This is a genomic window from Acetobacter cerevisiae (assembly GCF_001580535.1).
Lineage (GTDB): Bacteria > Pseudomonadota > Alphaproteobacteria > Acetobacterales > Acetobacteraceae > Acetobacter > Acetobacter cerevisiae.
In genome coordinates this window covers 17,321-39,203 of the sequence record NZ_LHZA01000139.1, presented here as the reverse complement: position 1 = coordinate 39,203, position 21,883 = coordinate 17,321, and the positions used below count along the sequence as shown (strand labels likewise).

The 21,883-nt window shown below is 54.2% G+C and carries 20 protein-coding genes; 8 read left to right on the top strand and 12 right to left on the bottom strand.

Features of this window, described 5'->3' with window-relative positions; all coding sequences use genetic code 11:
• The first annotated feature begins 196 nt into the window (after positions 1-196).
• Genes AD928_RS06735 through AD928_RS14445 form a run of 3 tightly spaced genes read left to right on the top strand, consistent with a single transcriptional unit; the run spans position 197 to position 2,687 of the window.
• Complete coding sequence (locus AD928_RS06735; RefSeq protein ID WP_062249304.1) at positions 197-1,330, top strand: acyl-CoA dehydrogenase family protein; 1,134 nt, start codon at positions 197-199, stop codon at positions 1,328-1,330.
• On the top strand, positions 1,327-2,058 hold the full coding sequence (locus AD928_RS14450; protein ID WP_082779786.1) for a PIG-L deacetylase family protein: 732 nt from the start codon (positions 1,327-1,329) through the stop codon (positions 2,056-2,058). The genes AD928_RS06735 and AD928_RS14450 overlap by 4 nt, the downstream gene beginning before the upstream one ends.
• Positions 2,055-2,687, top strand: a complete 633-nt coding sequence (locus tag AD928_RS14445; protein ID WP_082779785.1) for a class I SAM-dependent DNA methyltransferase — start codon at positions 2,055-2,057, stop codon at positions 2,685-2,687. The genes AD928_RS14450 and AD928_RS14445 overlap by 4 nt, the downstream gene beginning before the upstream one ends.
• Here AD928_RS14445 and AD928_RS06720 read toward each other — a convergent pair.
• Entirely contained in the window at positions 2,596-3,684 is a 1,089-nt protein-coding gene (locus tag AD928_RS06720) for a glycosyltransferase family 2 protein (RefSeq protein WP_062249298.1), read from the bottom strand. The two genes, AD928_RS14445 and AD928_RS06720, sit on opposite strands and share 92 nt — an antisense overlap.
• 315 nt (positions 3,685-3,999) lie before the next feature.
• On the opposite strand from AD928_RS06720, the gene AD928_RS06715 reads away from it, so the two are divergent.
• The gene (locus AD928_RS06715; protein WP_062249296.1) at positions 4,000-4,860 is read left to right on the top strand and encodes a glucose 1-dehydrogenase; all 861 of its coding nucleotides are present in this window, start codon (positions 4,000-4,002) and stop codon (positions 4,858-4,860) included.
• Positions 4,853-6,118, top strand: a complete 1,266-nt coding sequence (locus tag AD928_RS06710) for an AGE family epimerase/isomerase (protein WP_062249294.1) — start codon at positions 4,853-4,855, stop codon at positions 6,116-6,118. Before AD928_RS06715 ends, AD928_RS06710 begins: the two co-directional genes overlap by 8 nt.
• A gap of 17 nt (positions 6,119-6,135) precedes the next feature.
• On the opposite strand, the gene AD928_RS06705 is transcribed toward AD928_RS06710, so the two are convergent.
• From AD928_RS06705 to bdcA, 4 genes are all read right to left on the bottom strand, one after another.
• Positions 6,136-6,576, bottom strand: a complete 441-nt coding sequence (locus AD928_RS06705; RefSeq protein ID WP_062249292.1) for an SRPBCC family protein — start codon at positions 6,574-6,576, stop codon at positions 6,136-6,138.
• Between the two features lie 30 nt (positions 6,577-6,606).
• A complete protein-coding gene (locus AD928_RS06700; RefSeq protein WP_062249290.1) occupies positions 6,607-7,368 on the bottom strand; it encodes an SDR family NAD(P)-dependent oxidoreductase in 762 nt (253 codons plus the stop codon).
• Positions 7,369-7,540: 172 nt separating this feature from the next.
• Complete coding sequence (locus AD928_RS06695) at positions 7,541-8,152, bottom strand: TetR/AcrR family transcriptional regulator (RefSeq protein ID WP_062249288.1); 612 nt, start codon at positions 8,150-8,152, stop codon at positions 7,541-7,543.
• 63 nt (positions 8,153-8,215) lie between these two features.
• On the bottom strand, positions 8,216-8,929 hold the full coding sequence (gene bdcA, locus AD928_RS06690; protein WP_062249286.1) for an SDR family oxidoreductase: 714 nt from the start codon (positions 8,927-8,929) through the stop codon (positions 8,216-8,218).
• Positions 8,930-9,129: 200 nt separating this feature from the next.
• Here bdcA and AD928_RS06685 point away from each other — a divergent pair, with 200 nt between their 5' ends.
• On the top strand, positions 9,130-10,341 hold the full coding sequence (locus AD928_RS06685) for an MFS transporter (RefSeq protein WP_062249283.1): 1,212 nt from the start codon (positions 9,130-9,132) through the stop codon (positions 10,339-10,341).
• 14 nt (positions 10,342-10,355) lie between these two features.
• Here the strand turns inward: AD928_RS06685 and AD928_RS06680 are convergent, their stop codons facing one another.
• The 7 genes from AD928_RS06680 to AD928_RS06650 form a co-directional block, all read right to left on the bottom strand.
• Positions 10,356-11,207: an alpha/beta hydrolase gene (locus AD928_RS06680; protein ID WP_233419990.1), complete on the bottom strand. Its 852-nt coding sequence runs from the start codon at positions 11,205-11,207 to the stop codon at positions 10,356-10,358.
• A 259-nt stretch (positions 11,208-11,466) separates the two neighbouring features.
• Entirely contained in the window at positions 11,467-12,735 is a 1,269-nt protein-coding gene (locus tag AD928_RS06675) for a c-type cytochrome (RefSeq protein WP_233419989.1), read from the bottom strand.
• Positions 12,736-12,737: 2 nt separating this feature from the next.
• The gene (locus AD928_RS06670) at positions 12,738-14,513 is read right to left on the bottom strand and encodes a GMC family oxidoreductase (RefSeq protein WP_062249279.1); all 1,776 of its coding nucleotides are present in this window, start codon (positions 14,511-14,513) and stop codon (positions 12,738-12,740) included.
• A 77-nt stretch (positions 14,514-14,590) separates the two neighbouring features.
• A complete protein-coding gene (locus AD928_RS06665; protein WP_062249277.1) occupies positions 14,591-15,316 on the bottom strand; it encodes a gluconate 2-dehydrogenase subunit 3 family protein in 726 nt (241 codons plus the stop codon).
• A 75-nt stretch (positions 15,317-15,391) separates the two neighbouring features.
• On the bottom strand, positions 15,392-16,591 hold the full coding sequence (locus AD928_RS06660) for an SMP-30/gluconolactonase/LRE family protein (protein ID WP_062249275.1): 1,200 nt from the start codon (positions 16,589-16,591) through the stop codon (positions 15,392-15,394).
• 50 nt (positions 16,592-16,641) lie between these two features.
• A complete protein-coding gene (locus AD928_RS06655; RefSeq protein WP_082779784.1) occupies positions 16,642-18,015 on the bottom strand; it encodes an MFS transporter in 1,374 nt (457 codons plus the stop codon).
• 158 nt (positions 18,016-18,173) lie between these two features.
• Positions 18,174-19,091 carry a LysR family transcriptional regulator gene (locus tag AD928_RS06650; protein ID WP_062249271.1) on the bottom strand — a complete coding sequence of 306 codons (918 nt, stop codon included), beginning with the start codon at positions 19,089-19,091 and terminating at the stop codon, positions 18,174-18,176.
• 126 nt (positions 19,092-19,217) lie between these two features.
• Here AD928_RS06650 and araD point away from each other — a divergent pair, with 126 nt between their 5' ends.
• Positions 19,218-20,996 carry an L-arabinonate dehydratase gene (araD, locus tag AD928_RS06645; protein WP_062249269.1) on the top strand — a complete coding sequence of 593 codons (1,779 nt, stop codon included), beginning with the start codon at positions 19,218-19,220 and terminating at the stop codon, positions 20,994-20,996.
• 32 nt (positions 20,997-21,028) lie between these two features.
• Positions 21,029-21,871 (top strand): HpcH/HpaI aldolase family protein, encoded by an 843-nt coding sequence (locus tag AD928_RS06640; RefSeq protein ID WP_156470131.1) that lies wholly within the window; start codon positions 21,029-21,031, stop codon positions 21,869-21,871.
• The last annotated feature ends 12 nt before the right edge of the window (positions 21,872-21,883 follow it).

Here is a 21,883-nt window from a genome sequence, read left to right as displayed (position 1 = left end):
TTTAGATAAATGGATGGGTGCTCGTCATGACGAGATGATATGCTCGGATGAGATGTGACGACTTTCACTTTCCTGCTCATCGGGAAAGAAGAGGAGTTTTCAACATAAAGTGACCGAGGATTTTCCTTCAGTGTAGCATCCTCTCTCAAGGCCCATACGTTGCAGGAAGGACGTTAGTGGGGATGGACGCTGAAGGATGTTAATTTCAGATGAGAAGACTTCCATAAAAAATCTTTCTGGTTTTCGAACCGACATAAAAAATCTCTTCGATGGATGGAAAGCTGCCCATTATGTTCAGGAAGAAAATGTTTTCCCTGCCGAATTTCTGAAGGCCTTACGTGAGATTGGTGCCTTAGACGCTCTGTTATCGCGTGAGGAAGGTGGTCTGGATCTATGCCGAACACCGGAAGGGGGACTGGTTCTTATGACCCTTCTGCGGCGAACAGGTTACGTGAGCCTGTCTTTAGGGCGCTGCCTGGAAGGGCACGTCAATGTTGTGCGCCTTGTGGAGCTTTACGGGACATATGAGCAGCGCCGCGCGTTTGCACGCCTTCTGCAAAGCGGAATACTGGCCGGTATATGGGTTACGGACGGCGTGCCGCCTGTGACGATCAGGCAAGAGAAGGGGCAGTACAGGCTGGCCGGAATTAAAGGGTTTGCCAGCGGCGTCAGGCACGTCAGTGTGGCTCTGATAACAGCCGCCACCCAGCACGGGTATTCCATCATGCTTCTGGCGCCCACAACGGAGGCCAATCGCAGGCGGGCAGGGCCGGGGACATTAACCGGGATGCAGGCCAGTGGGACGGGCGCTTATGATTTTGCAGATGTTATTATCTCTTCAGATCATATTCTCGGCTCAGTAGGAGATTATTTGCGGCAGCCCGAATTCTCCGCAGGTGCCTGGCGGGGGTCGGCCGTTGCCTTAGGCGCAATGGATCGGTTGATTGACCTTCTCAGGCAAGAATTGCTGGAGCGAGGCCGGGCAGATAATCCGCATCAACTCAGCCGGATCGGGGAGGCGCTTATTTTGCAGAAAACGGCTGCCATGTGGGTCGAGCAAGCCGCTAAAGCCGCCTATGCGCCCCGGATGACGCCAGAAGACGTGGTGGCAATCGTTAATCTTGCCCGTCTTGCCGTTGAACGGGCGGCGTTGGAGTTGATTACGCTCGTTCAAAGAAGTTTGGGGTTGTCTGCTTTTGTGAAAGGTAAAGCGGTGGAGCAGGTCATGAGAGATTTGATGACTTATCTGCGGCAGCCAGCGCCCGATGAGGCGCTGACAGATGCCGCTGCGTGGTTTGTCGACCATGACTGGCCGGAAGAAAGTCTATGAAGGTCAGGGAAGTCCTTGAGAATTTTTCCAGATTTCCGGTTGCCTCTTTTGATAAAATTGCGCCGGGAACGTCTCTTATACTGTCACCTCATCCTGATGATGAAAGTCTGGGGTGTGCAGGATTTATAGCAACAGCCATCAAACATGGGTGTCCACCCGTTGTGTTGATCGTGTCAGATGGGGCTGCGTCCCATCCCGGTTCTTCGCTCTGGCCACCCGAACGACTTGCTTTGTGTCGGCAGGAAGAAAGTCGAAATGCGGCCAGTGCTCTTGGTCTTTCTTCTGATCGTCTTTTTTTTCTCGACCTTCCGGATACAGCAGTTCCCACTGAAGGGGCTGTTTTTGAGCAGACTGTTCGCCATTTGCAGAATCTGGTGGAACAATATCATTGCCAGAATATTCTCGTAACCTGGCGTCACGATCCCCATTGTGATCATGAAGCGGTCTGGATCATGGGGCAGCGATTAAAAGCTTTGCAACCAGAACTCAGAATACTGGCTTATCCTGTATGGGGGCTGACACTGCCCCCTGAAAAGGACCTTCAAGAGACGCAGACCGCTGGATGGCGTCTCAATGTTGAAGCTTTCCTGCATTCCAAACGACGCGCCATTGAGGCTCATAGGAGTCAGCGGGGGCTCGTCGTAAAGGATGATCCCAGTGGCTTTGTTTTGCCCGAACACTTACTGGAAAAAATGCTTCAACCGTATGAAATTTTTATTGCCTCATGAGTAAGGAAACCTGGAAACCAGACGTTTTTGAAAATCTCTTTCAAAAGAGCGATGATCCGTGGGATTTTGAAAGTAGTCTTTATGAACAAAAGAAACTGGCAAAGGTTCTGGAATGCCTCCCAATTCGTCCTGTGTCTTTCGCTGTAGAGTTGGGGTGTGCAATAGGGGTTAGCACATTGGCGCTTGCACAATATTGCAAACGTATACTGAGCGTGGATGCTTCAGAAACAGCTCTTGAGAGAGCAAAGAAGCGCTGTGAGGGAGTGGGGTACGTTACGTTCATCAAAGCATTTCTGCCGGCAGACTACCCCGTCTTGGCAGCGTCAGGGTGCGATCTCGTTCTCATTTCTGAAATTCTTTATTTTTTGAGTGTCGGTGATATTCAGCGCCTTGCAGGCATGGTGACACAGAGCCTGACTGCAGCAGGGAGTATTCTGATTGTAAACTGGACAGGCCCGACGGATACACCCTGCACCGGTGATGAAGCTTCTGACTGTTTTATTGAAGCGTGTCGGGCGCTGCACTGGGAACCTGATCTTAGCGTGCGGGGGAGTAGCTATCGCATTGATCGGCTGGCGTATGGCTTAAATTCTCAGAAAGGCAGGGGCGCGTCTGGCGAAGAAAGTTGAGCACGCGCCGTGCGCGCTTGGCGTGTTTTTCAAGATCGTCTCGCCGGATACGTGTGGGAGGACAGTCCGCGAGAGCAGGTCCGGGCTGATTTTTACCCCGGCAGGCCAGTTCTTTACGAATACGGCGCAATCGGCTTGAGACCATCTCAAAAACCTCATCAATATATTCATCCTGCGCGCGTAGCCTGCGCGCAAGGGTTTCCGCCATGCCGCCTTGCGCACGGCCAGAAAGGCGGGCTGAAACGTAAACGATAACGTCTGGTGCATGACGCACGGGGATGCCGTTCTGTCTTAATATTTTATAAAACTGACGATCTTCCCCCGTCGGAACATCTGGTATTCCATCCACCTGCGCCCAGGCCTGCCGTGTTACGGCGATACTGGCGCCTGAATGTTCGATATGCCGTGGCCATGGGTCATGAGGTTCCGGGCACAATTCCAGAGTAATCTGATCCAGCAGTGCGCCATAAGCCTGCTCTGCTTGTTCATCCTGATGCAAATGCAGGGGAATTTTTGCGGATTCAGACGGCAGGAGAAGAGCTCGCCCAAAGACGGCTTCTACCGGGTAATGAGCAAACGCTTCAAGCGTGCGGTATATCCAGTCTTTCGAGACTTCTGCGTCCGCATCGGTTGTAAAAAGCAGAGCATCAAGGGGCGCATGTCTGGCGGCATGCGCCAGGGCTTCTCTGCGGGCTGTTCCTGCACTCGCTAAGTGCGGTTGATAGACAACCTGAACAATCTCCAGGGTAAAGGGGAGCTTGTCTTGTAGGGAGCGTGCCCGGTCACAGGTTTTGTCTGTGGTGTTGTTAAGCCACAGAACAACCTTATCTGGCAGAGCGTAGGATTGCGTTGCCAGAGCGATCAGGCAGGGAATAATGTGCTCTTCTTCATTACAGGCTGGAATGGCAATAATTCTTTGTTTTTTCCAGAAAAAGCTTTCTCGAACTGTTACTGAAGGCGTGCCAGTAATCCCATTATCAAGGTATTGAAAAGACATAATAAGCGGCCTCGTCGCAAGAAGATATGTTTTCTTCCTGAGACGTATTAGTCCCTGAAAAAGTTCATTCTTTGTTTCTGAATGAGCATTAAGATTATTTTATAATAATGCCAAAGGGTGCTGCTGGTTGGCTATAAAGCATTGTGATGCATGGAAATAGCCTGAATATAAAAAGAGTAGTAAATTTTTCTTGTTTTAGAAAAAGTAAAAATTCCCATTTGTTGATATCGTGATGATTTTTTATGAAACTTTCAAACGAACCTCTCGCTAACACTAAATGTTTTGCGCACATCAAAGTGTTATAGGAGCAGATTCATGACATTCGCCATTCCACCGCAGAGCCAGGACCATCAACCCGGCGTTGAAAAGCTCATGAAGCCTTTGGCTGTTCATATCCGTCCTGATTACAAAGGAAGCGGAAAGCTTGAAGGGAAAAAGGCCCTTATTACTGGGGGTGACAGCGGTATTGGCCGCGCAGCAGCCCTTCATTTTGCGCGGGAAGGGGCCGATGTTTCCATTCTTTATTTCGATGAGCATGAAGATGCGCAGGAAACAGTGCGGCTGATTGAAGCAGAAGGGCGCAAAGCGCTGGCGATTGCGGGCGATGTTGCAAGCAGTTCTTTTTGTAATGATGCTGTTGCGGAAACGGTGAAGATACTGGGCGAGCTTGATATCATCGTGAACAATGCCGGCGTACAATACGTCAGTGAAGATCTGACTGATATTACGGATGAGGTCTGGCAACATCATATGAATGTGAATATCAACGGCTATTTTTATATAACCCGGGCCGCTTTGCCGCATTTAAAAAAAGGCGCTGCGATTATCTCGACATCCTCCATTAACGCTTTTGCAGGCAATAAATCTCTGGTTGCCTATACGACGACTAAAGCTGCTGAGATGGGCTTTACGCGCGCCCTTGCGCTGCAGCTTGCCGACAAAGGCATACGTGTTAATGCCGTAGCACCGGGACCAGTATGGACGCCCCTCCAGCCTGCCAGTTGGGGGCCGCTTGATCCAGAAGCCGTGGCTGATCTGGGAGCCGATACGCCATTGGGTCGCTGCGGGCAGCCTGCAGAGCTTGGGCCTGCTTATGTTTATCTTGCGTCGGAGGACTCAAGTTTTGTGACAGGGCAGACCTTGCATGTGAATGGCGGAAGAATCGTCAATGGTTGAAATGCTGCCATCTCTGATGGTTCCGGCATCAAGCTGGTTGCGCTCTACGCCGCATCACTACTGGCTGGAGCATCAGGGGTTAAGGTTGCTTGATTTTTCCAAAGCCTCCCGATTGAGCGTTGGCTTTGGTCCTTTGGATAACAAAGGCTTATTTGCCCCCCATGCGCAGCCAGATACGACGCTGACGGCCCGAATGACGCATTCTTACGCTATCGGTGGTCTGCGTGGTGTGCCGGGGTGTCTGGCTGTGGCCGAGCATGGCGTGCAGTCGCTTCTCGGACCGTTGCGTGATGCAGAGCACGGAGGGTGGTTCGGAGGCCTGACAAACGGTAGCCCGACACAGGAACAAACCCGGAAGCAGAACTATTTGCACGCCTTTGTATGCCTCGTGGGCTCGACAGCTGTCGTGGCAGGGCTTCCGGGCGCTGCGCAGCTTTTGGAACTGGCAACAACGGTGTGGGAAAAGCGTTTCTGGAGTGAAGAAGAAGGAGTTTTTCGCGAAAGCTTTTCTGCCAGCTGGTCTGATGAAGAAAATTACCGGGGTGCTAATTCTAACATGCACTCAGTAGAGGCTTGCATGGCCCTTGCGGATGTGACCGGTGATCCTATCTGGCGGCATCGTGCCTTGCGCATCGTTAAACGCTTTATTCACGATCTGGCACGGGAAGCGGATTACGTCGTGCGTGAGCACTATGACCGCCAGTGGCACTATTTGCCAAACTACCATCAGGATAAGCCCGCTGATGATTTACGTCCTTATGGGTTAACGCCGGGCCATTTTGTGGAATGGGCCCATTTGCTCCTTAAGCTTGAGGCTGCGTTCCTGCGTGAAGAAGGGGATGCTCCGGCATGGCTGCTTACGGACAGCATTGCGCTGTTTGAAAAAGGTATGTCGGTAGGGTGGAGCACGAACGGGAAGGGAGGCCTTCTTTACACCGTGGATAATGATCTGGTTCCCGTGATCGAAAACCGACCCCATTGGGTGCAGGCTGAAGCGTTGACCGCCGCAGCAGCCCTTTTAAAACGCACTGGCCATGCCCGATATGAAACATGGTATCGGACAATCTGGGATTATATTGATCTTTGCATGATTGATCGCAAAGAGGGGGGCTGGATTCAGGAAGTTGATGCCGATAACCAGCCCTCTGAAGTTGTTTATACCGGCAAGGCTGATCTCTATCACGCCTGGCAGTCTACCCTGGCACCCCTTTTGCCGTTATCTCCCAGCTTTGCGACCGCAGCGCGTGATCTGTTTTGAGGGAAAACTCTCGCAGATTATTTGCCAGATAATTTGCTTGCCAGGCGATCAAATGCAGGCTGGTAAATCTGGACTGGCATGCGCGTCTGCATTGCAGAAGCATGGTCGGGATCAGCTTCAAACTGTCCTTTCCAGCGGATAAAGGTGCGGTCACCATCTGTTACGGGCAACAGCGTGATTGTCGAGCGATAGTTCCAGATCGGCAGTGCTGATTCAATGATTGAAAATGTCACCGCATGATCGGTGTCGGAGAGGGCGAGAAGCTGTTCGCGGATAAATCCGACATCGCCCATCTCAAGGGACCGTATGGCACCGACGCGATCACCCGGATCGTTCCCTTCGATCTTGCAGCTTTTTACACCCGGCAACCATGTCCCAATGGCGCCGAAATCCCGGATAAGGGGCCAGACGGAGGCAATGGGGGTATTGAGAACACTGCTGGCCATGACATCTATCATCGTATTTTTCCTCATCATCACTGGATGGTCTTAAAGTGACTGTCCGCCGGTGACTTCGATCCGTTGACCGTTCACCCAGCGCATGTTGTCGGACAGTAATGCCGCAACGGCAGAACCAATGTCATCCGGTTGCCCGACACGCCCGAGGGGGGTGATCTCTGCCAGACTGTTGTTAACCTCAGCATTGTCTCGCACCAGCCCACCACCAAAGTCAGATGCAATGGCGCCGGGGGCTACGGCATTGACGGTAATGCGGCGTTCGCCCAGTTCTTTTGCCATGTAAAGCGAGATCACTTCGGTTGCGCCTTTCATGGCTGAATAGGGGCCATGATCCGGAAGATAGAAACGCGTGGCTGCCGAGGTGATATTGAGAATATGGCCGCCATCACAGAGCAGCGGCAGAAGGGCTGCGGTCAGCAGATATGGCCCCTTGAAGTGAATATTGTACTGGTTGTCGAGTTGTTCGGGTGTCGCCGCATCAAAGCGGGTGTGAATGATATTCCCGGCGTTTTGCACAATGTATTTCAATGTGCTCTGAGAAAAGTCTTCATCAAGGAGTTTTCTGACCTGCGCCGTAAAGGTCGCAAAAGTGGTGTGGTCTAAAATATCCAGTTTCAGCATGCGCAGTTTAGAATTTTCGGTGCTGAGTGCAGCCTCGGCAGATTTCGCCTCGGCTTCATTGGTAAGATAGGTGCCAAGCACATCAATGCCTGCTGCAATGAGATGTTTTGCGATACTATAACCGATCCCGCGATTGGCACCTGTAACAAGGGCTGCATATTTCTGGTTCATGACCGGTTTCCTTTGAGGGAGTTTGTAGGGCACAGACTGCCGGAATGAGTCGGCTACACTTAAAGACTAATCGATACATAAATAGGGTGGAGTGGTTCGTCAACAAATTACGTATCGACTGATACAGATATTACCTCAACAGGATGAGTGCCAACGGGTCTGTTAGGATGCCTTACGGGCTCACGGTGAGGCTGTTCCACACCTGCATGAGTGTCGTGATGGCCTCGTCAAGCTTCTTGGCTCTGTTACCATCCCTGGCTTCACAGGCCATGCCGTGCAGAAAAGTAACAAACAAGGTGGGGAGAGTTTTGGTGACGGGCGTGTCAGTGAGTTCACCATCTGCCACAGCCCGCGCAACACAGTCCTGGAAGCCTTTTCGACTGCGCTCTCTCTGCGCAGCCAGAAGGGTTTGCACCGGCTCGTTTTCAGGCGAGCAGTTAGAAGCCCCCAGCACAATCAGACAGCCGGTGGGGTGGGAGCGCGTCGTCTGCATGCGGGCGGAGCGGCGGAGTGTCTGTTCGATGGCGTCACGCGGTTCAAGTGTTTCATCCCACAAGGGCGCCATCACCTGCCCATAAGTTTCCACATAGCGCTGCACGACTTCCCGGAACAGAGCTTCCTTCGACCCAAATGCAGCATAGAAACTTGCCGGCGAAATATTGCCCATGCAGGCCTTGAGCTGGTTGAGCGACGTTGGTTCATAACCCTGCGTCCAGAACAGTGTTAGCGCCGCATCCAGCGCCTTGTCCCGGTCAAACTCGCGGGGCCGTCCTGTCCGGGCCATGTGTTGTCTCCGTCCGTGTGAAGAAGTTTCTATACTAAGCGGTCCGGAAGTGGATTGCCAGCCTTACGCGCTGAAGCCACCATCAATGGTCTGCATCGCTCCGGTAATGCCACGTGCTGTATGTCCTGCAAGAAATGACACATAAGCCGCAACATCCTCGGCAGTGCCATGTTCCTTGATCGCCATAACGCTGTGCATGAGATCGGCTTCCGGACCATTGGCGGGATTCATGTCTGTATCTGTTGGTCCCGGCTGAATGACGTTGACTGTGATGTGACGTTCGCCAAAATCTCGTGCCAGACCACGAACCATGCTTTGCAGCGCGGATTTTGTCATGCTGTAGGCTGCTAGTCCCTTGAAGGGGACACGGTTAGCGTTTGTGGAGCCAATCAGGATGATCCGGCCACCGTTCGGCATGGACCGGGCGGCTTCAACCGAGCAGTGATAGGCTGCGCGAATGTTGATATCGATCATGCGATCAACGTCATCAGGATCAAGCGTGAGCGGATTTCCGGCAATACAGATCCCGGCGTTGAAGACGAAAATGTCGATGGGGCCAGCATTGCGCGTGGCTTCAAGAATGGCTGAACGGTTTGTTGCATCCGCCTTAATGGCTTCCGCCCCGGTCTGACGGGCAAGGTCTGCTGCTTTTGTGCGCGAACCGGCCCATGTGAAGCGCACTGATGCGCCTTCGTTTGCCAGACGTCTGACGATAGCGGCCCCAATCTCCCTGCTTCCGCCAATGACGAAGGCCTTCTTGCCTGAAAAGTTTTCCATGTCGTATTTTCCTATTTCTGTATCGGTCAATACAAAATAAGAAAGGGGATTATGCAAGTTAATTCTATATCGAATGGTATGGAAATTAGTCTTTTTGCCTCTCGATAAACGCTCGTCCAGACCAGGCGGTAGAGAAAATCATTGCCGCCCATTTCCTATCGCTATATCTGTATCAATCGTTCCATTTATGTGAGTTGCAGATGACCGAAAGTCTTCCCCCCTCTTCAAACGACCGCCTGCCGGTTGCTGGTCTTCTGGCTCTCGCGATGACCGGGTTCCTGTGCATCATGACGGAGACGCTGCCTGCTGGCCTCTTGCCAGAGATTAGTACAGGCCTGCATGTATCCGCCGCTTATGCAGGGCAGATGGTTACGGCTTATGCCGTGGGTTCCCTGAGTGCGGCTATCCCGCTGACGCTTGCTACACAAAGATGGCGACGGCGCGCCGTGTTGCTTCTGGCGATCATCGGTTTTCTGATGTTTAATTCCATCACGGCGCTCTCATCAAATTATTGGCTGACCCTTGTGGCCCGTTACTGTGCGGGCGCCGCAGCCGGTCTGGCGTGGGCACTGCTGGCGGGGTATGCGCGACGGATGGTAACGCGGGCCCAGCAGGGGCGGGCGCTGGCCATTGCCATGGTGGGAACGCCCATTGCGTTGTCTCTGGGTGTGCCGGCAGGCACATGGTTGGGGGCCGCGCTGGGCTGGCGGCTGGCATTTGGGGTGATGTCGGCCTTCACTCTGCTGCTGGTTGGCTGGGTGCTGGCAACGGTGCCGGATTTTCCGGGGACGCCCCATACGGAACGTCTTCCTTTCCGGCATGTCCTGATGACGCCCGGGGTTAGATCGGTGCTGGGCGTCGTGATGACGTGGATGTTCGCGCACAATATTCTCTACACCTATATCGTACCGTTTCTTGTGCCCTCAGGGCTGGCAGGGAAGGCTGATCTTGTGTTGCTGGTTTTTGGTATGGCGGCCCTTGGCGGGATCGGTCTGATCGGACGACTGGTGGACCATGCGTTACGTGCAGCGGTTTTGGTCAGTCTGGCAGTGTTTGCACTAGTCTGCGTTGCTTTTTCCATTGGAGCGAATTCACCCGCGGTGATCTGGGCGGGTGTCACCGTATGGGGACTGACTTTCGGCGGGGCGGCGACATTGCTCCAGACGGCTCTGGCCGATGCGGCAGGAGAAGGCACCGACGTGGCTCTTTCAATGAATGTCGTAGCCTGGAACAGCGCGATTGCCGGAGGGGGCCTTCTGGGCGGCGCTCTGCTTGATCTATGGGGGGCAGCCTCTTTCCCGTGGGCGATGCTGGGTCTTCTGGTTTGTGGCTTTGGGATTGCGTGGAAAGCGTGCTCGCATGGGTTTCCAGCAGGTCACCGCCTTGCGCCCCGATACTCGGAAAATCCGTAATTCTCTTAATAGGCTTATTTCAATTTTGTCTCCATCCATGCACTGATTTTATCAATGACGTCATCTTCAATACCAAAGTAACCATGAGGGGTAAGAGAACCACACGTCTTTTTCGATTTGGTGAGACCTCCTGTCACTCTTAATATCTGCACATCGGGACTGCCGGTCATGGAAGCCGCAATACGGTCTGCGTTATGCGGTGGGGCCACGTTGCAGCGGTCAGTCTGGTTTGCAACGATGAGAACTGGTGCATGGATGTCCTGAAGGGGAGCGTTAAAAACAGTTTCCTTACTGCCGCCCATGACGGAGACAGCTTCACTCACCACAACGCCAGCAAGAGTGCCCGGTGGTGTATGAGCCGCGCCATTGACTGCCGCGATTGCGCCCTGACTCGTGCCGAAAAGAAAAACAGGGGCTGTTCTCTCTTTATGAACAAAAGTGAGGATATCATCGATAACACGCGCATAGGATGCGGAGCTGCGGTGCCCCCTGAGATTTAGATGGTTGATCGTATCTGGAATGAGAACTGCGTAGTGGTGCTGGTTCCATAACCCTCGCGTTCGCACCACAAAATTATTCCCATGACGGATGCTGCCATTCTGTTCCAGGCCAATATCGCCAGAGCCACCGGGAAACATGATAAGTGTCGCGCGTGGGTGTGCTGGGGTGCACAACAGAGCTGTTACAGAATCACCATCACGGAGGGAGATGTTAACACCCCTTTCATTCATGCCAGAATTTATAGAGCTAATGGGCATGCCCGGTGCAGGATGGCTTTGGGCATGTGCTGCTATTGGCGAAAGCGCCGAAAAGAAGAGTATGGTGGCCGCATTGTATAAATATTTCCACATGAGCTTTACTGGCATGGGTTTTCGTCAGGAGGATTGAAGCATGCTTCAGATCTTCCTCAAAACGCAACAGGCCTCAGTGGGAGGCAGCAGAGCCAGGCGGTCGATGGAGTATAGTCTGCACGTCTTATGGCAGCGCTGACTGCATGGACTATGATAAAATGCTCCAGAGGGTGTTGTGCGCCGGGTATTCATGAATTTGCAGAGCACTTTCAGCCACGAATAAGGTGTTCGGACTGAAAGTGCTCTGCACTCTAAGGCGCGTTGACAGAAATTGTCAGCGTGGAACGGCTGGCTGAGCGCTGATAGCGGTGCGCGCTTTGCTGACATCCGCAGCGGAAAGAGCCGGAGCGGCATTCCCCCAGCTATTGCGGATGTAAGTCAGAATGTTCGCAATTTGCTCATCCTGCAATTTCCAGCCAAAGCCAGGCATAGCAGCCCCTGTAGGGTTTGCGTGCGTTGCCGGGCCTTCCGTGCCTTTGAGCACAATATTCAGCAGGCTGTCGGGGTTGGATGCATTGACAGCCGGGTTGTTCCGGAGGTCCGGGATCATGTTGGAGATACCCGCGCCACTACTCCGATGGCAGGCACTACATTCCACCATAAAGTCCCGCTGGCCTGCGGTGACTTGTATATTCGAGGCAGCCAGAGGCTGGGGAGGGGAGACAGTTCGGGGCGGCAAGGCTTTGAAATAGGCTGCAATGGCTTTCAGGTCTGCCTCCGTCAGATGCTGGGTGGAATTTACGATGGCTTCCGTCATCGGGCCTGATGCTGCCGTATAGCGATTGGTGCCGCTACGCAGATACGTCACGATATCGTCCGCAGTCCATTGGCCCAGACCTGTGTGGGCATTGTTGGTCAGGTCAGGCGCAAACCATCCCTGAAGAGATGCGCCCTGAAAAGTGTCTTTCGTATCGCCGCCAAGGGCATTCTTGGGTGTGTGGCATGTGCCACAATGTCCGAGACTCTGGGCCAGATAGGCACCCCGGTTGATTTCGTCACTTTTTGAACTATCGGGCACAAAAGTGGCATCCTTAAAGAACAGGAAGTTCCAGAACACGAGCAGGGTGCGGATATTGTAAGGGAAGGGGAGCTTATTACTCTCTACCTTATGGCTTACAGGGGGAAGGGTGCGGATATACTCCCACAGATCCGTAATATCGGCATCAGTGATCTGGCTGTAAGCCGTGTAAGGCATAGCGGGATAAAGATGCCCGTTCGGGCCTTTGCCATGACGCACGGCGTTATCAAACTGTTCGAATGTCCAGTTGCCAATACCGGTTTCTTTGTCAGAGGTAATATTGCTGGTGGTGATGATCCCGAAAGGTGTTTTCAGATCGAGGCCACCGGCAAAAGGCTTGCCATCTGTGGCGGTGTGACAGGCAAGACAGTCCCCCGCAACTGCGAGGTAGCGGCCATGTTCCATGCGCGCATTCACAGGCGCATTTTGAGCATGGACCGTGCAGACCGGAAGCGCCGCGAGAGACAAAACAACGCCACTGCGAAAACTGATGCGCAGAGCACGCTGAAGCAGGTTTCGTGTCATGATTATAATCTCACCAGTGGGCCAGGGTTTTTGAGATACAGTTCTTTTATGGCCTTGGCCGTCCATAGGGTCGTTGCGCCCACAGCAACCGTAGGATTGTATCCGGCATTGTTAGGGAAAGAGGATGCGCCGATAACGAACAGGTTGGGCACGTCCCAGTTCTGCTGATAGCGGTTTTGCACACTGGTTCTCGGGTCTTCTCCCATAACGACACCGCCCTGCACGTGAGAGGAATCCCACGGCGTGTAGCCTGAATAGGGATCGTCAGCCAACGAAACGCCTTTGACTTCCCGCGCTCCCATTTCCTTGGCAATTTCCACGCATTTATCACGAATGAACCGGCCTGACCGGCGATCATTTTCATTATAATCGTAGGTAATGCGCAGGAGCGGCTGCCCAAACCGATCCTTGTAGGTTGGGTCAAGATCCATGAACTGTTCACGGTGTGCGAAATTGGTGCCCTGGCCCTGAATTTGTGCGTAATTCTGGTAGCTTTTCTGGAAAGCTTTTTTCCAGCCTTTGCCCCATCGTGGACTGCCTTCCGGCACAAGGCCGGACATGCCAATGGGGAGCCCCTGATTGCACAGGGACTGAATACCGGCCCCGCCGATAAATCCCAGTCCGGTATGGTCAAAGTTATCGCCGTTGAAATCGTCAATCTGGGTTGCGAGAGCACCCGTGTTCATGAAGGGGTTGAGATATTCGTTTTCAAAAAACATGAAGGCCCAGGACAAGGTCTGGAATGTAAAGGCGCGCCCTACGACACCTTGTCCGGTGTTGACATCATACGGCGTGCTGATCCCGGACAGGAGCAGCAGTCGCGTGTTATCGAGCGTGAACGTGGCGGTGATAACAATATCGGCTGGCTGCTCCCCAATATTGCCGTCTGAATCAACAAAAGTGATGCCCGTGGCCATTTTTTTATCAGGCGTTGTATTGATGCGGACGACTTCTGATTCTGTAACAACAGTAAAATTCGGACGCTGCATGAGGACCGGCAGAATGCAGATGTTCGGGCTGGATTTGGACCAGTTGCCACACCCGTAAAGCTGGCAGTAGCCACAGTAGGTGCAGGGGGCCAGATTAATGCCAAGTGCGTTGGTGTAGGGGCCGCCGATCATGGCGGACGGAACCGGGAAGGGGGAATAGCCCATCCGTGTTGTGGCTTCTGAAAACAGAATGTTGGCGCGTGTGCGCTCTAAGGCCGGGGTTGGGTAAGGGCTGGTCCGGGAATCTTCAAAAGGGTTGCCGCCGGGGTGCTTCACACCATTGATGACGCCTGCCGTGCCGGATGTGCCGGCAATTTTCTCAAAGCGGTCATAGAACGGTTCCAGATCATTGTATGTCACACCCCAATCCTGCAGGATCAGGCCATCCACCAGTTGTTTGGCGCCATAGCGCTCCATAACGCGGCTATAAGGCTGGTGGTCAAAGGACTGCCAGCGCCAGCTCGCACCCGCCCAATGGGTTCCGGCCCCGCCCACGTTATTGCCCAGTGTAAGGTTATGGTATTTGCGGAGGGGGAGTGCTGTCTCTCCCGGTCGGTTTCGCACCGTATAGGTTTCGGTGACGGGCGCCTGAAGGATGTCCTTGCGGATAGACCCGCTTAATTCGTCCGGATTGCGCGTTGTCGGAAAGCTTGTTGAGGTATCGCGCCACGCACCGCGCTCAATAGCCACAACATTCAGGCCTGCGCGAGTCAGTTCTTCGGCCATTGTGGAGCCAGCCCATCCCAGCCCGACAATAACAACATCGGCTTTTGGTCTTTTATAATGCATTAATCTGCACCTTATTTTTTACTGTGTCGTAGAGCGCCAAATCATCTTTTTCAGAGATCAGACGGACGCGGCCTCTTTCAGGTCGTTCTCAGAAGGCTGACGGGTTGCACATCAATTTTTTGCCCGCGTTTGGAAACAATCCAGTCACGGTAATCATAAACCGCGCCCGGGAACCCAACCAGTTTCCAGCCCACCATATCGCGGTTGCCCCCATACATTGGGTCCGCCAGATATCCTTCACGCACGTTCTGGAGAAGGAGGGTGAAAAAATCCTTGGCTTTCACGGTTTCGAACTGGATCGTTCCGGCTTCCATGCCTTCAAGGAAGGCGACTTTCTGGTCTTCGGTGAGATCCGGAAAGGCTTTGTCAAATTTTTTCCGGGTGACCGTGTTCAGTTCAGCCAGCCCTTTGCGGTAAATTTCCGCAGGGGTCGCAATGCTTTGCGGTCCCTGTTGCGGCGTGCCTTCTACGACCGGCCCCATCTTGTAATCTTTTGCTGCGGAGCCAAAGGGGCCGGCAAGCTGATGATCAAGGAAGGTCACGCATCCGGCTTCGGTCGCACCCATGCCAAGTTCATCTGGGGGAATGAGAACGTCAAACACTGTCCCAACCAGCTTTGCTTCATCCTGCGTCAAATACACCAGCCGGCTGGAATCAACGACTGACAACGGCGGCGGAGGTTGCGCTTTCCACGCGCCACTCCCACCAACAAGCGTTTTTGAATAAGCAGGCTTATAAATGGAGGCCAGCGTGCTTGTTGCTAACAGCACCAGCCCCACTTTTAAGGCGTCACGGCGTCTCATAACTGTCGTCCTCTCGGATTTCTGTGGAAAAATAGACAGAAAGGCCAAGTGTTTTGATGGTTTTGAAAAGTGTCTTCAGAGACTGCTTGCTGCATTGCCCAAACGGTGGCCGTGCAGGCTTTCCGGCAGCGGGAAGGAAAGACTGATGAAAGGCGGCTTTAAGGCATTTACCCCTACGTTGTTGGGCGGCAGGCGTTCTGTCTGCGGGATTGGCACCAACATGTGACGATCAGCGGTAATAAACAGCGCGTCGCCATCAATCAGCCGCGGGTCTTCAAACAGAACGAGTTTCTTTTTCTCGGGCGTCAGGACCATAATCCGGCCGCGTTCAGCGTCGGCAAAGTAGAAATTATCCAGTGTATCAATAGCCGTTCCCATCATGGTGGGCATATCTGTCACTGTTTCAATTTTCTCTGCGCGTTGCGCATCCGTCAGGCTGTTGTCCAGCAGAGCCGAGGTGGGGAGGCGACGCAGCGGGCCGATAGGGGTGGAGAAGTAAAACCATTTCCGGTCCGTCGTGATTTCCAGCATGTCCGAGTGAACGAGCGGGCGTTTGCCATCCTTATCCCGGAAGATGTGTCCGTCTCGCCCGATCATGGGTTTGGCGTATGTCGCCCGGAGCAGAGGGTGCTCGGAGAGACGTCGCACCGTGTTTCCGGTGCGCATATTATGAACGATAATCCCGCCTAATCCGGAATCGGTGACGAACATGAGATCACCGGCGATGCGCAGATCATTCATTGTGGCTCCCGGAGGCAGAATATCTTTTCCCCAGCGCAGAATTTGCAGCACTTTGCCGCTTTGCGGATCAAGCTGAACCAGCTTCTGGCCGCCGGGCACGGTGGCGTTTGTCGTGGGGTCTATGCCCTGATCCACAACCCACAAGGTATCATCACTGAAAATATGCAGGCCGTTGACCATCAGAAACGCCGTGGCCGGGTCTGCGCTGGGTGTCCACTGGTTCCATGTGCCGCCGGGGAACGGCTGAAGCGTTCCGTCTGCCGAAACGCGGAAAACACCGGGTGTATCATCCATAGTTTCCCAGCGGGGCGCGCCAAGAAAGAGCGTGCCATTCCGTGTCGCGGCAATGGCGTTACACAGGAAACGGGGAGACGATGCCACAACCGTTGCGGGCAGATGCGGTGGCTGCTCTGCGGCTAGCGCGTGTGAGGTGCCGGTTGCGCCAAGGGCACCCAGCGCAACACCACCAGCAAGGCCCTTGAGGGCGGAACGCCTTGACAGGGCGTGACTTAACAGAGGGCGATTATTGAACATGGTCGTCTCTTCTTTTTATTATTTTTGGAATTTTATGAGAGAGCAGCACTTTAGGTGGGAAGGGAGAGCCTCCGGATTTTGCCGACAACAAAGAGGTAGAGGATAATCGCCACAATGCAGTGTGCCGCGACGAAAATAAGTGCGCCATCATAGGATTTTGTCAATGCGACAATGTATCCAATGACGATTGGTGTGACGATGCCGGCAATGTTACCAACCCCGTTAAAGATACCCGCAGCAAGGCCGGGTGTTTCTTTGGGGGCAATATCGGAAATGACAGCCCAGCCAATGGCCGCAATCCCTTTTCCGAAAAAGGCAAAGGACATGACAGCAACAATCAGCCACCCGGACTGGATGAAGTTGCACAGACAAATGGAGGAGGCGGCTGCCATGCCCAGCACGTAAGGCGTCTTACGGGCGATGTTTTCAGAACGACCGGCACGGAGAAGCTTGTCGGACAGTGCACCGCCGAAGATTGCTCCGGCAAGGCCACACAAGGCCGGAACGCTGGCGGCAAACCCTGTTGCCGTGAGTGAGAAGCCGCGAGACTGGTGCAGATAAAGAGGAAACCACGTCAGGAAAAAATATAGCAGAGCGGTAATACAATACTGCCCGCCATACACGCCAAGCAGCGTTCTGTTGGTCAGCATGAAGCGGATCTGTTTGCGGGTGAGTGTTTGTTTGACCTGCAAGGCCCGGTCATCAATATCCACCAGCGCCCCGCCATCACGCATATAGGCCAGTTCTGCGGCATTCACGCCGGGATGCCGGGCAGGAGAATACATTCTCGCCAGCCAGATAATGGCCAGCACCATGCCCAGTGCGCCCATCAGGCTGAAAATGTATTTCCAGCCGAAGGTCTGCGTGACCCAGCCCATTAACGGGGCAAAGAAGGCGACCGCCACATACTGCGCAGAATTGAAAATGGACGTGGCCAGACCGCGTTCTGAGGTTGGGAACCAGCTTGACACAATACGGCTGTTGGCGGGGAACGTAGGGGCTTCCACAAGCCCGAGAGCGGCCCACAGCAGGAACAGGGTCGGGAACATCAGGGCATGCGGAACATGGGAAATACCCGCGATGGCCAATGTGCAGACAGACCAGGCAAAGAGGCTGACGCCGTAGACGCGGATAGAGCCGTACCGGTCCAGCAGCCAGCCGCCTGGCACCTGGTTCAGCACATAGGCCCACCCAAAGGCGGAGAAGATGTAACCCATCGAAATAGGGGTAAGGCCCAGATCCTGCGAGATGCTGGTGCCTGCAATCCCCAGTGTGGCGCGGTCCCCGTAGTTGATGGCGGTGATTGTGAACAGGAACGCAAGAACACTATAGCGTACGGCGGTCCGCTGCCCCACGCGCGCTGTTTCGGGCGTTCCTGTAGCATGTGTGACGGTGGAGCTTGTCGGCCCTCTTGTTCTGGTCACCCTGTTTTCTCCTTTGTGCGTGTTGTGCCGGGACTTCACGCGATCTTTCAGAAAACAGGGAACGCATTCGATTTGATTAGGTCAAAATTAAACTTCGTATGGATCGATGCAGGATCAGTATTGCTGACGGAGAAAAGGGGAAGCGGACGTCAGGGATGTTATAACGTGAGCGCAAGAACCGGCGTGGTCTCTTTCGTAATTTGGCTGACAACAGCCATCACGCTGCGCAGGAGGGGGCTGGTGTCCTGCGCGCGATGGGCCATGTAAAGCTCGGCCAGAACGTCATCCCCAAATGCCAGCGGACGGCAGATAACATTTCCGATATCAAGCCGTGATGCGGATTCGGGAATCAGCGCCATTCCCACACCGCTTCTGACGAGAGAGAGAAGGGCGTGGATCTGTGTGAGGTGATGGATCAGTCGTGGCTGGATGTTTGCACTCACGAGGAGCCGCTGCACAAGATCGTGAAAATAGCCACCGCCCAGCACGGAATACATAATGAGATCCTGCCCATCCAGATCCATGGGGGTCAGTGCCTCACGGCTTGCCAGAGGATGATGGGCCGGTAAGGCCGCCACGATACGCTCGGACCGGACGGGCTGAAAGGTAACGTCGGTCGCGCCAAAGGGCGGTCGCACAAAGGCCAGATCCAGCCGGTTTGATGTCAGTGCGGTGATCTGATCCCGCGTGATCATCTCTTCCAGAATGAGTTCAATGTCCGGATACTCGGCCTGAAGGGCAGAAATCAGCCGCGGCAGGAAGTCATAGCTGCTGGAGGGGGTGAACCCGATGGCAATCTGCCCCAGTGCCCCTCGCCCGGCGCGGCGGGCCGCCAGGACGGCATCCTCAGCCCCCCGCAGCAGGCGTCTTGCTTCCGGCAGGAAGACGATCCCGGCCTGTGTAAGGCGCACATGGCGGCTGGTGCGTTCAAGCAGTGCGACACCAAGCGCATGCTCAAGCAGCTGGATCTGCCGGCTGAGGGGCGGTTGCGTCATATTCAGTCGGGCTGCAGCGCGCCCAAAATGAAGCTCTTCTGCAACGGCGACAAAACAACGCACCTGGGTGAGCTGAAGCATCGATATCAATCCTATCTCGATCAATGCTGTATCTAAGTTGGACACTCTTCCTCTGTCACGTCCTAACTTGCCGCACAAACACCCGCACCCTGTTTTGGAGAAGGCGGGGGCAAGGAGAGTGAGAGCATGACGAAAGATGCCGGAGCTCAGCCAGATGCGGCTGCGAATGCTCCCGAAAAGCGCAAGCTTCGGAGTGAGAGATGGTTTGGCCCGGCCGATTTACGTAGTTTCGGGCATCGTTCCCGCGCAATGCAGATGGGGTATGACCCGGAAGACTGGACGGGAAAACCCGTTATTGCCATCCTCAATACCTGGTCGGATATTAACCCCTGCCACATGCATTTCCGGCAGCGGGCAGAAGACGTCAAACGTGGAATTCTGGAGGCAGGCGGGTTTCCGCTGGAACTTCCCGCCATTTCGCTTTCCGAAAACTTCATGAAACCCACAACCATGTTGTACCGCAACATGCTGGCAATGGAAGCCGAGGAACTGCTGCGGGCTTATCCTGTAGATGGGGCGGTACTGATGGGCGGGTGCGATAAAACCACACCCGGCCTTCTGCTTGGTGCAACCAGCATGGATATCCCGGCAATTTACGTGCCTGCCGGACCGATGCTGCGGGGAAACTGGCATGGGAAAACCCTTGGTTCCGGAGCGGATTCCTGGAAATACTGGGATGAACTGCGGGCCGGAAAAATCACACAGGAAGACTGGCAGGGTGTGGAAGCCGGGATTGCCCGGAGTGCTGGCACCTGCATGACAATGGGTACGGCCAGCACCATGACGGCGATTGCGGAAGCGATTGGCCTCTCGTTACCCGGCGCCAGCTCGATCCCTGCGGTTGACTCCAATCACATCCGGATGGCCAAAAGTTCTGGCCGGCGTATTGTCGAGATGGTTTGGGAAGACCTGAAGCCATCAAAAATTCAGACAAAACCAGCATTTTTTAACGCTATTGCTGTGGCAATGGCCATGGGGTGTTCAACAAACGCCATTATCCATGTGATTGCTATGGCTCGACGTGCAGGGGTGGATATCGGTCTTGATGATTTCGATCGTGCCAGCCGCACTGTGCCAGTTATCGCAAATGTGCGGCCCACAGGTCAGACCTATCTGATGGAGGATTTCTATTACGCCGGGGGCATTGCGGCCTTGATGAACCGGATTTCGGATTTCCTGACACTGACCTGCCTGACGGTAACGGGCAAAACTGTTGGCGAAAATATCGGGAAAGCTGAGGTTTATAACGATGATGTGATCCGGCCGCTCGATAAACCGATGTTTACCGGGAAAGACGGGGGAGCACTGACGGTTCTGCGCGGAAATCTCGCCCCCGATGGCTGTGTGATGAAGCCTGCCTGCTGTGATCCGAAGTTTCATAAACACAGTGGACCGGCTTTGGTCTTTGATGACTATCCCAGCCTGAAAAAAGCTGTTGAGGACGAAACGCTGGATGTTACGCCCGATCACGTTCTCGTGCTGCGTAATGCGGGCCCGTTGGGTGGGCCCGGCATGCCGGAGTGGGGCATGCTGCCAATCCCTAAAAAGCTTATCAAACAGGGGGTACGGGACATGCTGCGCCTTTCAGACGCCCGCATGAGCGGGACCAGCTATGGGGCCTGCGTGCTGCATGTGGCACCGGAGAGTTATGTCGGCGGTCCATTAGCGCTTTTGAAAACGGGAGACATCATTTCCGTGGATGTCGAACAGCGTTCAATTTCCATGGATGTTCCAGAGGATGAACTGGAGCGACGCCGTGCTGCGTGGGTGCCCCCCAAGCCCCGTTATGAGCGCGGCTATGGCTGGATGGCGGCGCATCACATGCGACAGGCTAATGAGGGGTGTGATTTCGATTTTCTCCAGACAGATTTTGGCACGCCCGTGCCGGAACCGGTCATTTATTAAGCCTCTCCGGTCGAACAGGCAGGTACAGGGTGATGAACATGCAGAGAAATCCGATACGCAAAATCTGGACAGAGGGAAGAGGGGCCATCAACGGCTGGCTTTCTATCGCAAGCCCTTTTTCAGCCGAGATCATGGCGTCCTGCGGATATGATTCCGTGACGATTGACACGCAGCATGGGGCCGTTGGCTATGAAACCATGCTGCTCATGCTTCAGGCTCTGAGGGCATCAGGCGTAGCGCCTATGGTGCGTGCTCCCTGGCTTGAACCGGGGGCTATCATGAAGGCGCTTGATGCCGGGGCGTGGGGCGTCATCTGCCCGATGGTCAATACTCGCGCAGATGCAGAGCGACTGGTTTCCTATGTGCGGTATCCGCCGCATGGCTGCCGAAGTTTTGGTCCTACACGGGCAAATTTTGCATTTGGAAGCGATTATGCGGCTATCGCGGATGATGAAGTGCTGTGCTTTGCGATGATCGAAACAGCCGAGGCGGTGAGCAATCTGGAGGAGATTGTCCGCACACCCGGTCTGGATGGCGTTTATGTCGGTCCGGCAGACCTCACGCTCGGGCTGACAGGCAGACGCTACCGCACTGGTTTTGATCGTGAAGAGCCGGAGATGCTGGAGGCCATCCATCATATCAGGAAGACGGCGCACGCTGCTGGTCTCCGCATGGGGTTGCATAACGGTTCTGCTGCCTATGCCGCCAAAGCGCTCTCATGGGGGTGTGATCTGGTCACGGTTTCTAATGATGTACGCCTGCTTGCGCAAGCCGCACAGGACAGCGTTGCAGAGGTGCGACGCCTGATCGCTTCAGACCAGTGTACGCCGGAAAAAGAGGGGCTCCCCCGGCACGAAGTCCCGGCCTCTTATTAACCTTTCTTTTCT

Bases quoted from the DNA above. Each gene is read 5' to 3' on its own strand.
- AD928_RS06735 (WP_062249304.1), top strand. From the start codon at position 197: ATGTTAATTTCAGATGAGAAGACTTCCATAAAAAATCTTTCTGGTTTT.
- AD928_RS14450 (WP_082779786.1), top strand. From the start codon at position 1,327: ATGAAGGTCAGGGAAGTCCTTGAGAATTTTTCCAGATTTCCGGTTGCC.
- AD928_RS14445 (WP_082779785.1), top strand. From the start codon at position 2,055: ATGAGTAAGGAAACCTGGAAACCAGACGTTTTTGAAAATCTCTTTCAA.
- AD928_RS06720 (WP_062249298.1), bottom strand. From the start codon at position 3,684: ATGTCTTTTCAATACCTTGATAATGGGATTACTGGCACGCCTTCAGTA.
- AD928_RS06715 (WP_062249296.1), top strand. From the start codon at position 4,000: ATGACATTCGCCATTCCACCGCAGAGCCAGGACCATCAACCCGGCGTT.
- AD928_RS06710 (WP_062249294.1), top strand. From the start codon at position 4,853: ATGGTTGAAATGCTGCCATCTCTGATGGTTCCGGCATCAAGCTGGTTG.
- AD928_RS06705 (WP_062249292.1), bottom strand. From the start codon at position 6,576: ATGATAGATGTCATGGCCAGCAGTGTTCTCAATACCCCCATTGCCTCC.
- AD928_RS06700 (WP_062249290.1), bottom strand. From the start codon at position 7,368: ATGAACCAGAAATATGCAGCCCTTGTTACAGGTGCCAATCGCGGGATC.
- AD928_RS06695 (WP_062249288.1), bottom strand. From the start codon at position 8,152: ATGGCCCGGACAGGACGGCCCCGCGAGTTTGACCGGGACAAGGCGCTG.
- bdcA (WP_062249286.1), bottom strand. From the start codon at position 8,929: ATGGAAAACTTTTCAGGCAAGAAGGCCTTCGTCATTGGCGGAAGCAGG.
- AD928_RS06685 (WP_062249283.1), top strand. From the start codon at position 9,130: ATGACCGAAAGTCTTCCCCCCTCTTCAAACGACCGCCTGCCGGTTGCT.
- AD928_RS06680 (WP_233419990.1), bottom strand. From the start codon at position 11,207: ATGCCAGTAAAGCTCATGTGGAAATATTTATACAATGCGGCCACCATA.
- AD928_RS06675 (WP_233419989.1), bottom strand. From the start codon at position 12,735: ATGACACGAAACCTGCTTCAGCGTGCTCTGCGCATCAGTTTTCGCAGT.
- AD928_RS06670 (WP_062249279.1), bottom strand. From the start codon at position 14,513: ATGCATTATAAAAGACCAAAAGCCGATGTTGTTATTGTCGGGCTGGGA.
- AD928_RS06665 (WP_062249277.1), bottom strand. From the start codon at position 15,316: ATGAGACGCCGTGACGCCTTAAAAGTGGGGCTGGTGCTGTTAGCAACA.
- AD928_RS06660 (WP_062249275.1), bottom strand. From the start codon at position 16,591: ATGTTCAATAATCGCCCTCTGTTAAGTCACGCCCTGTCAAGGCGTTCC.
- AD928_RS06650 (WP_062249271.1), bottom strand. From the start codon at position 19,091: ATGCTTCAGCTCACCCAGGTGCGTTGTTTTGTCGCCGTTGCAGAAGAG.
- araD (WP_062249269.1), top strand. From the start codon at position 19,218: ATGACGAAAGATGCCGGAGCTCAGCCAGATGCGGCTGCGAATGCTCCC.
- AD928_RS06640 (WP_156470131.1), top strand. From the start codon at position 21,029: ATGAACATGCAGAGAAATCCGATACGCAAAATCTGGACAGAGGGAAGA.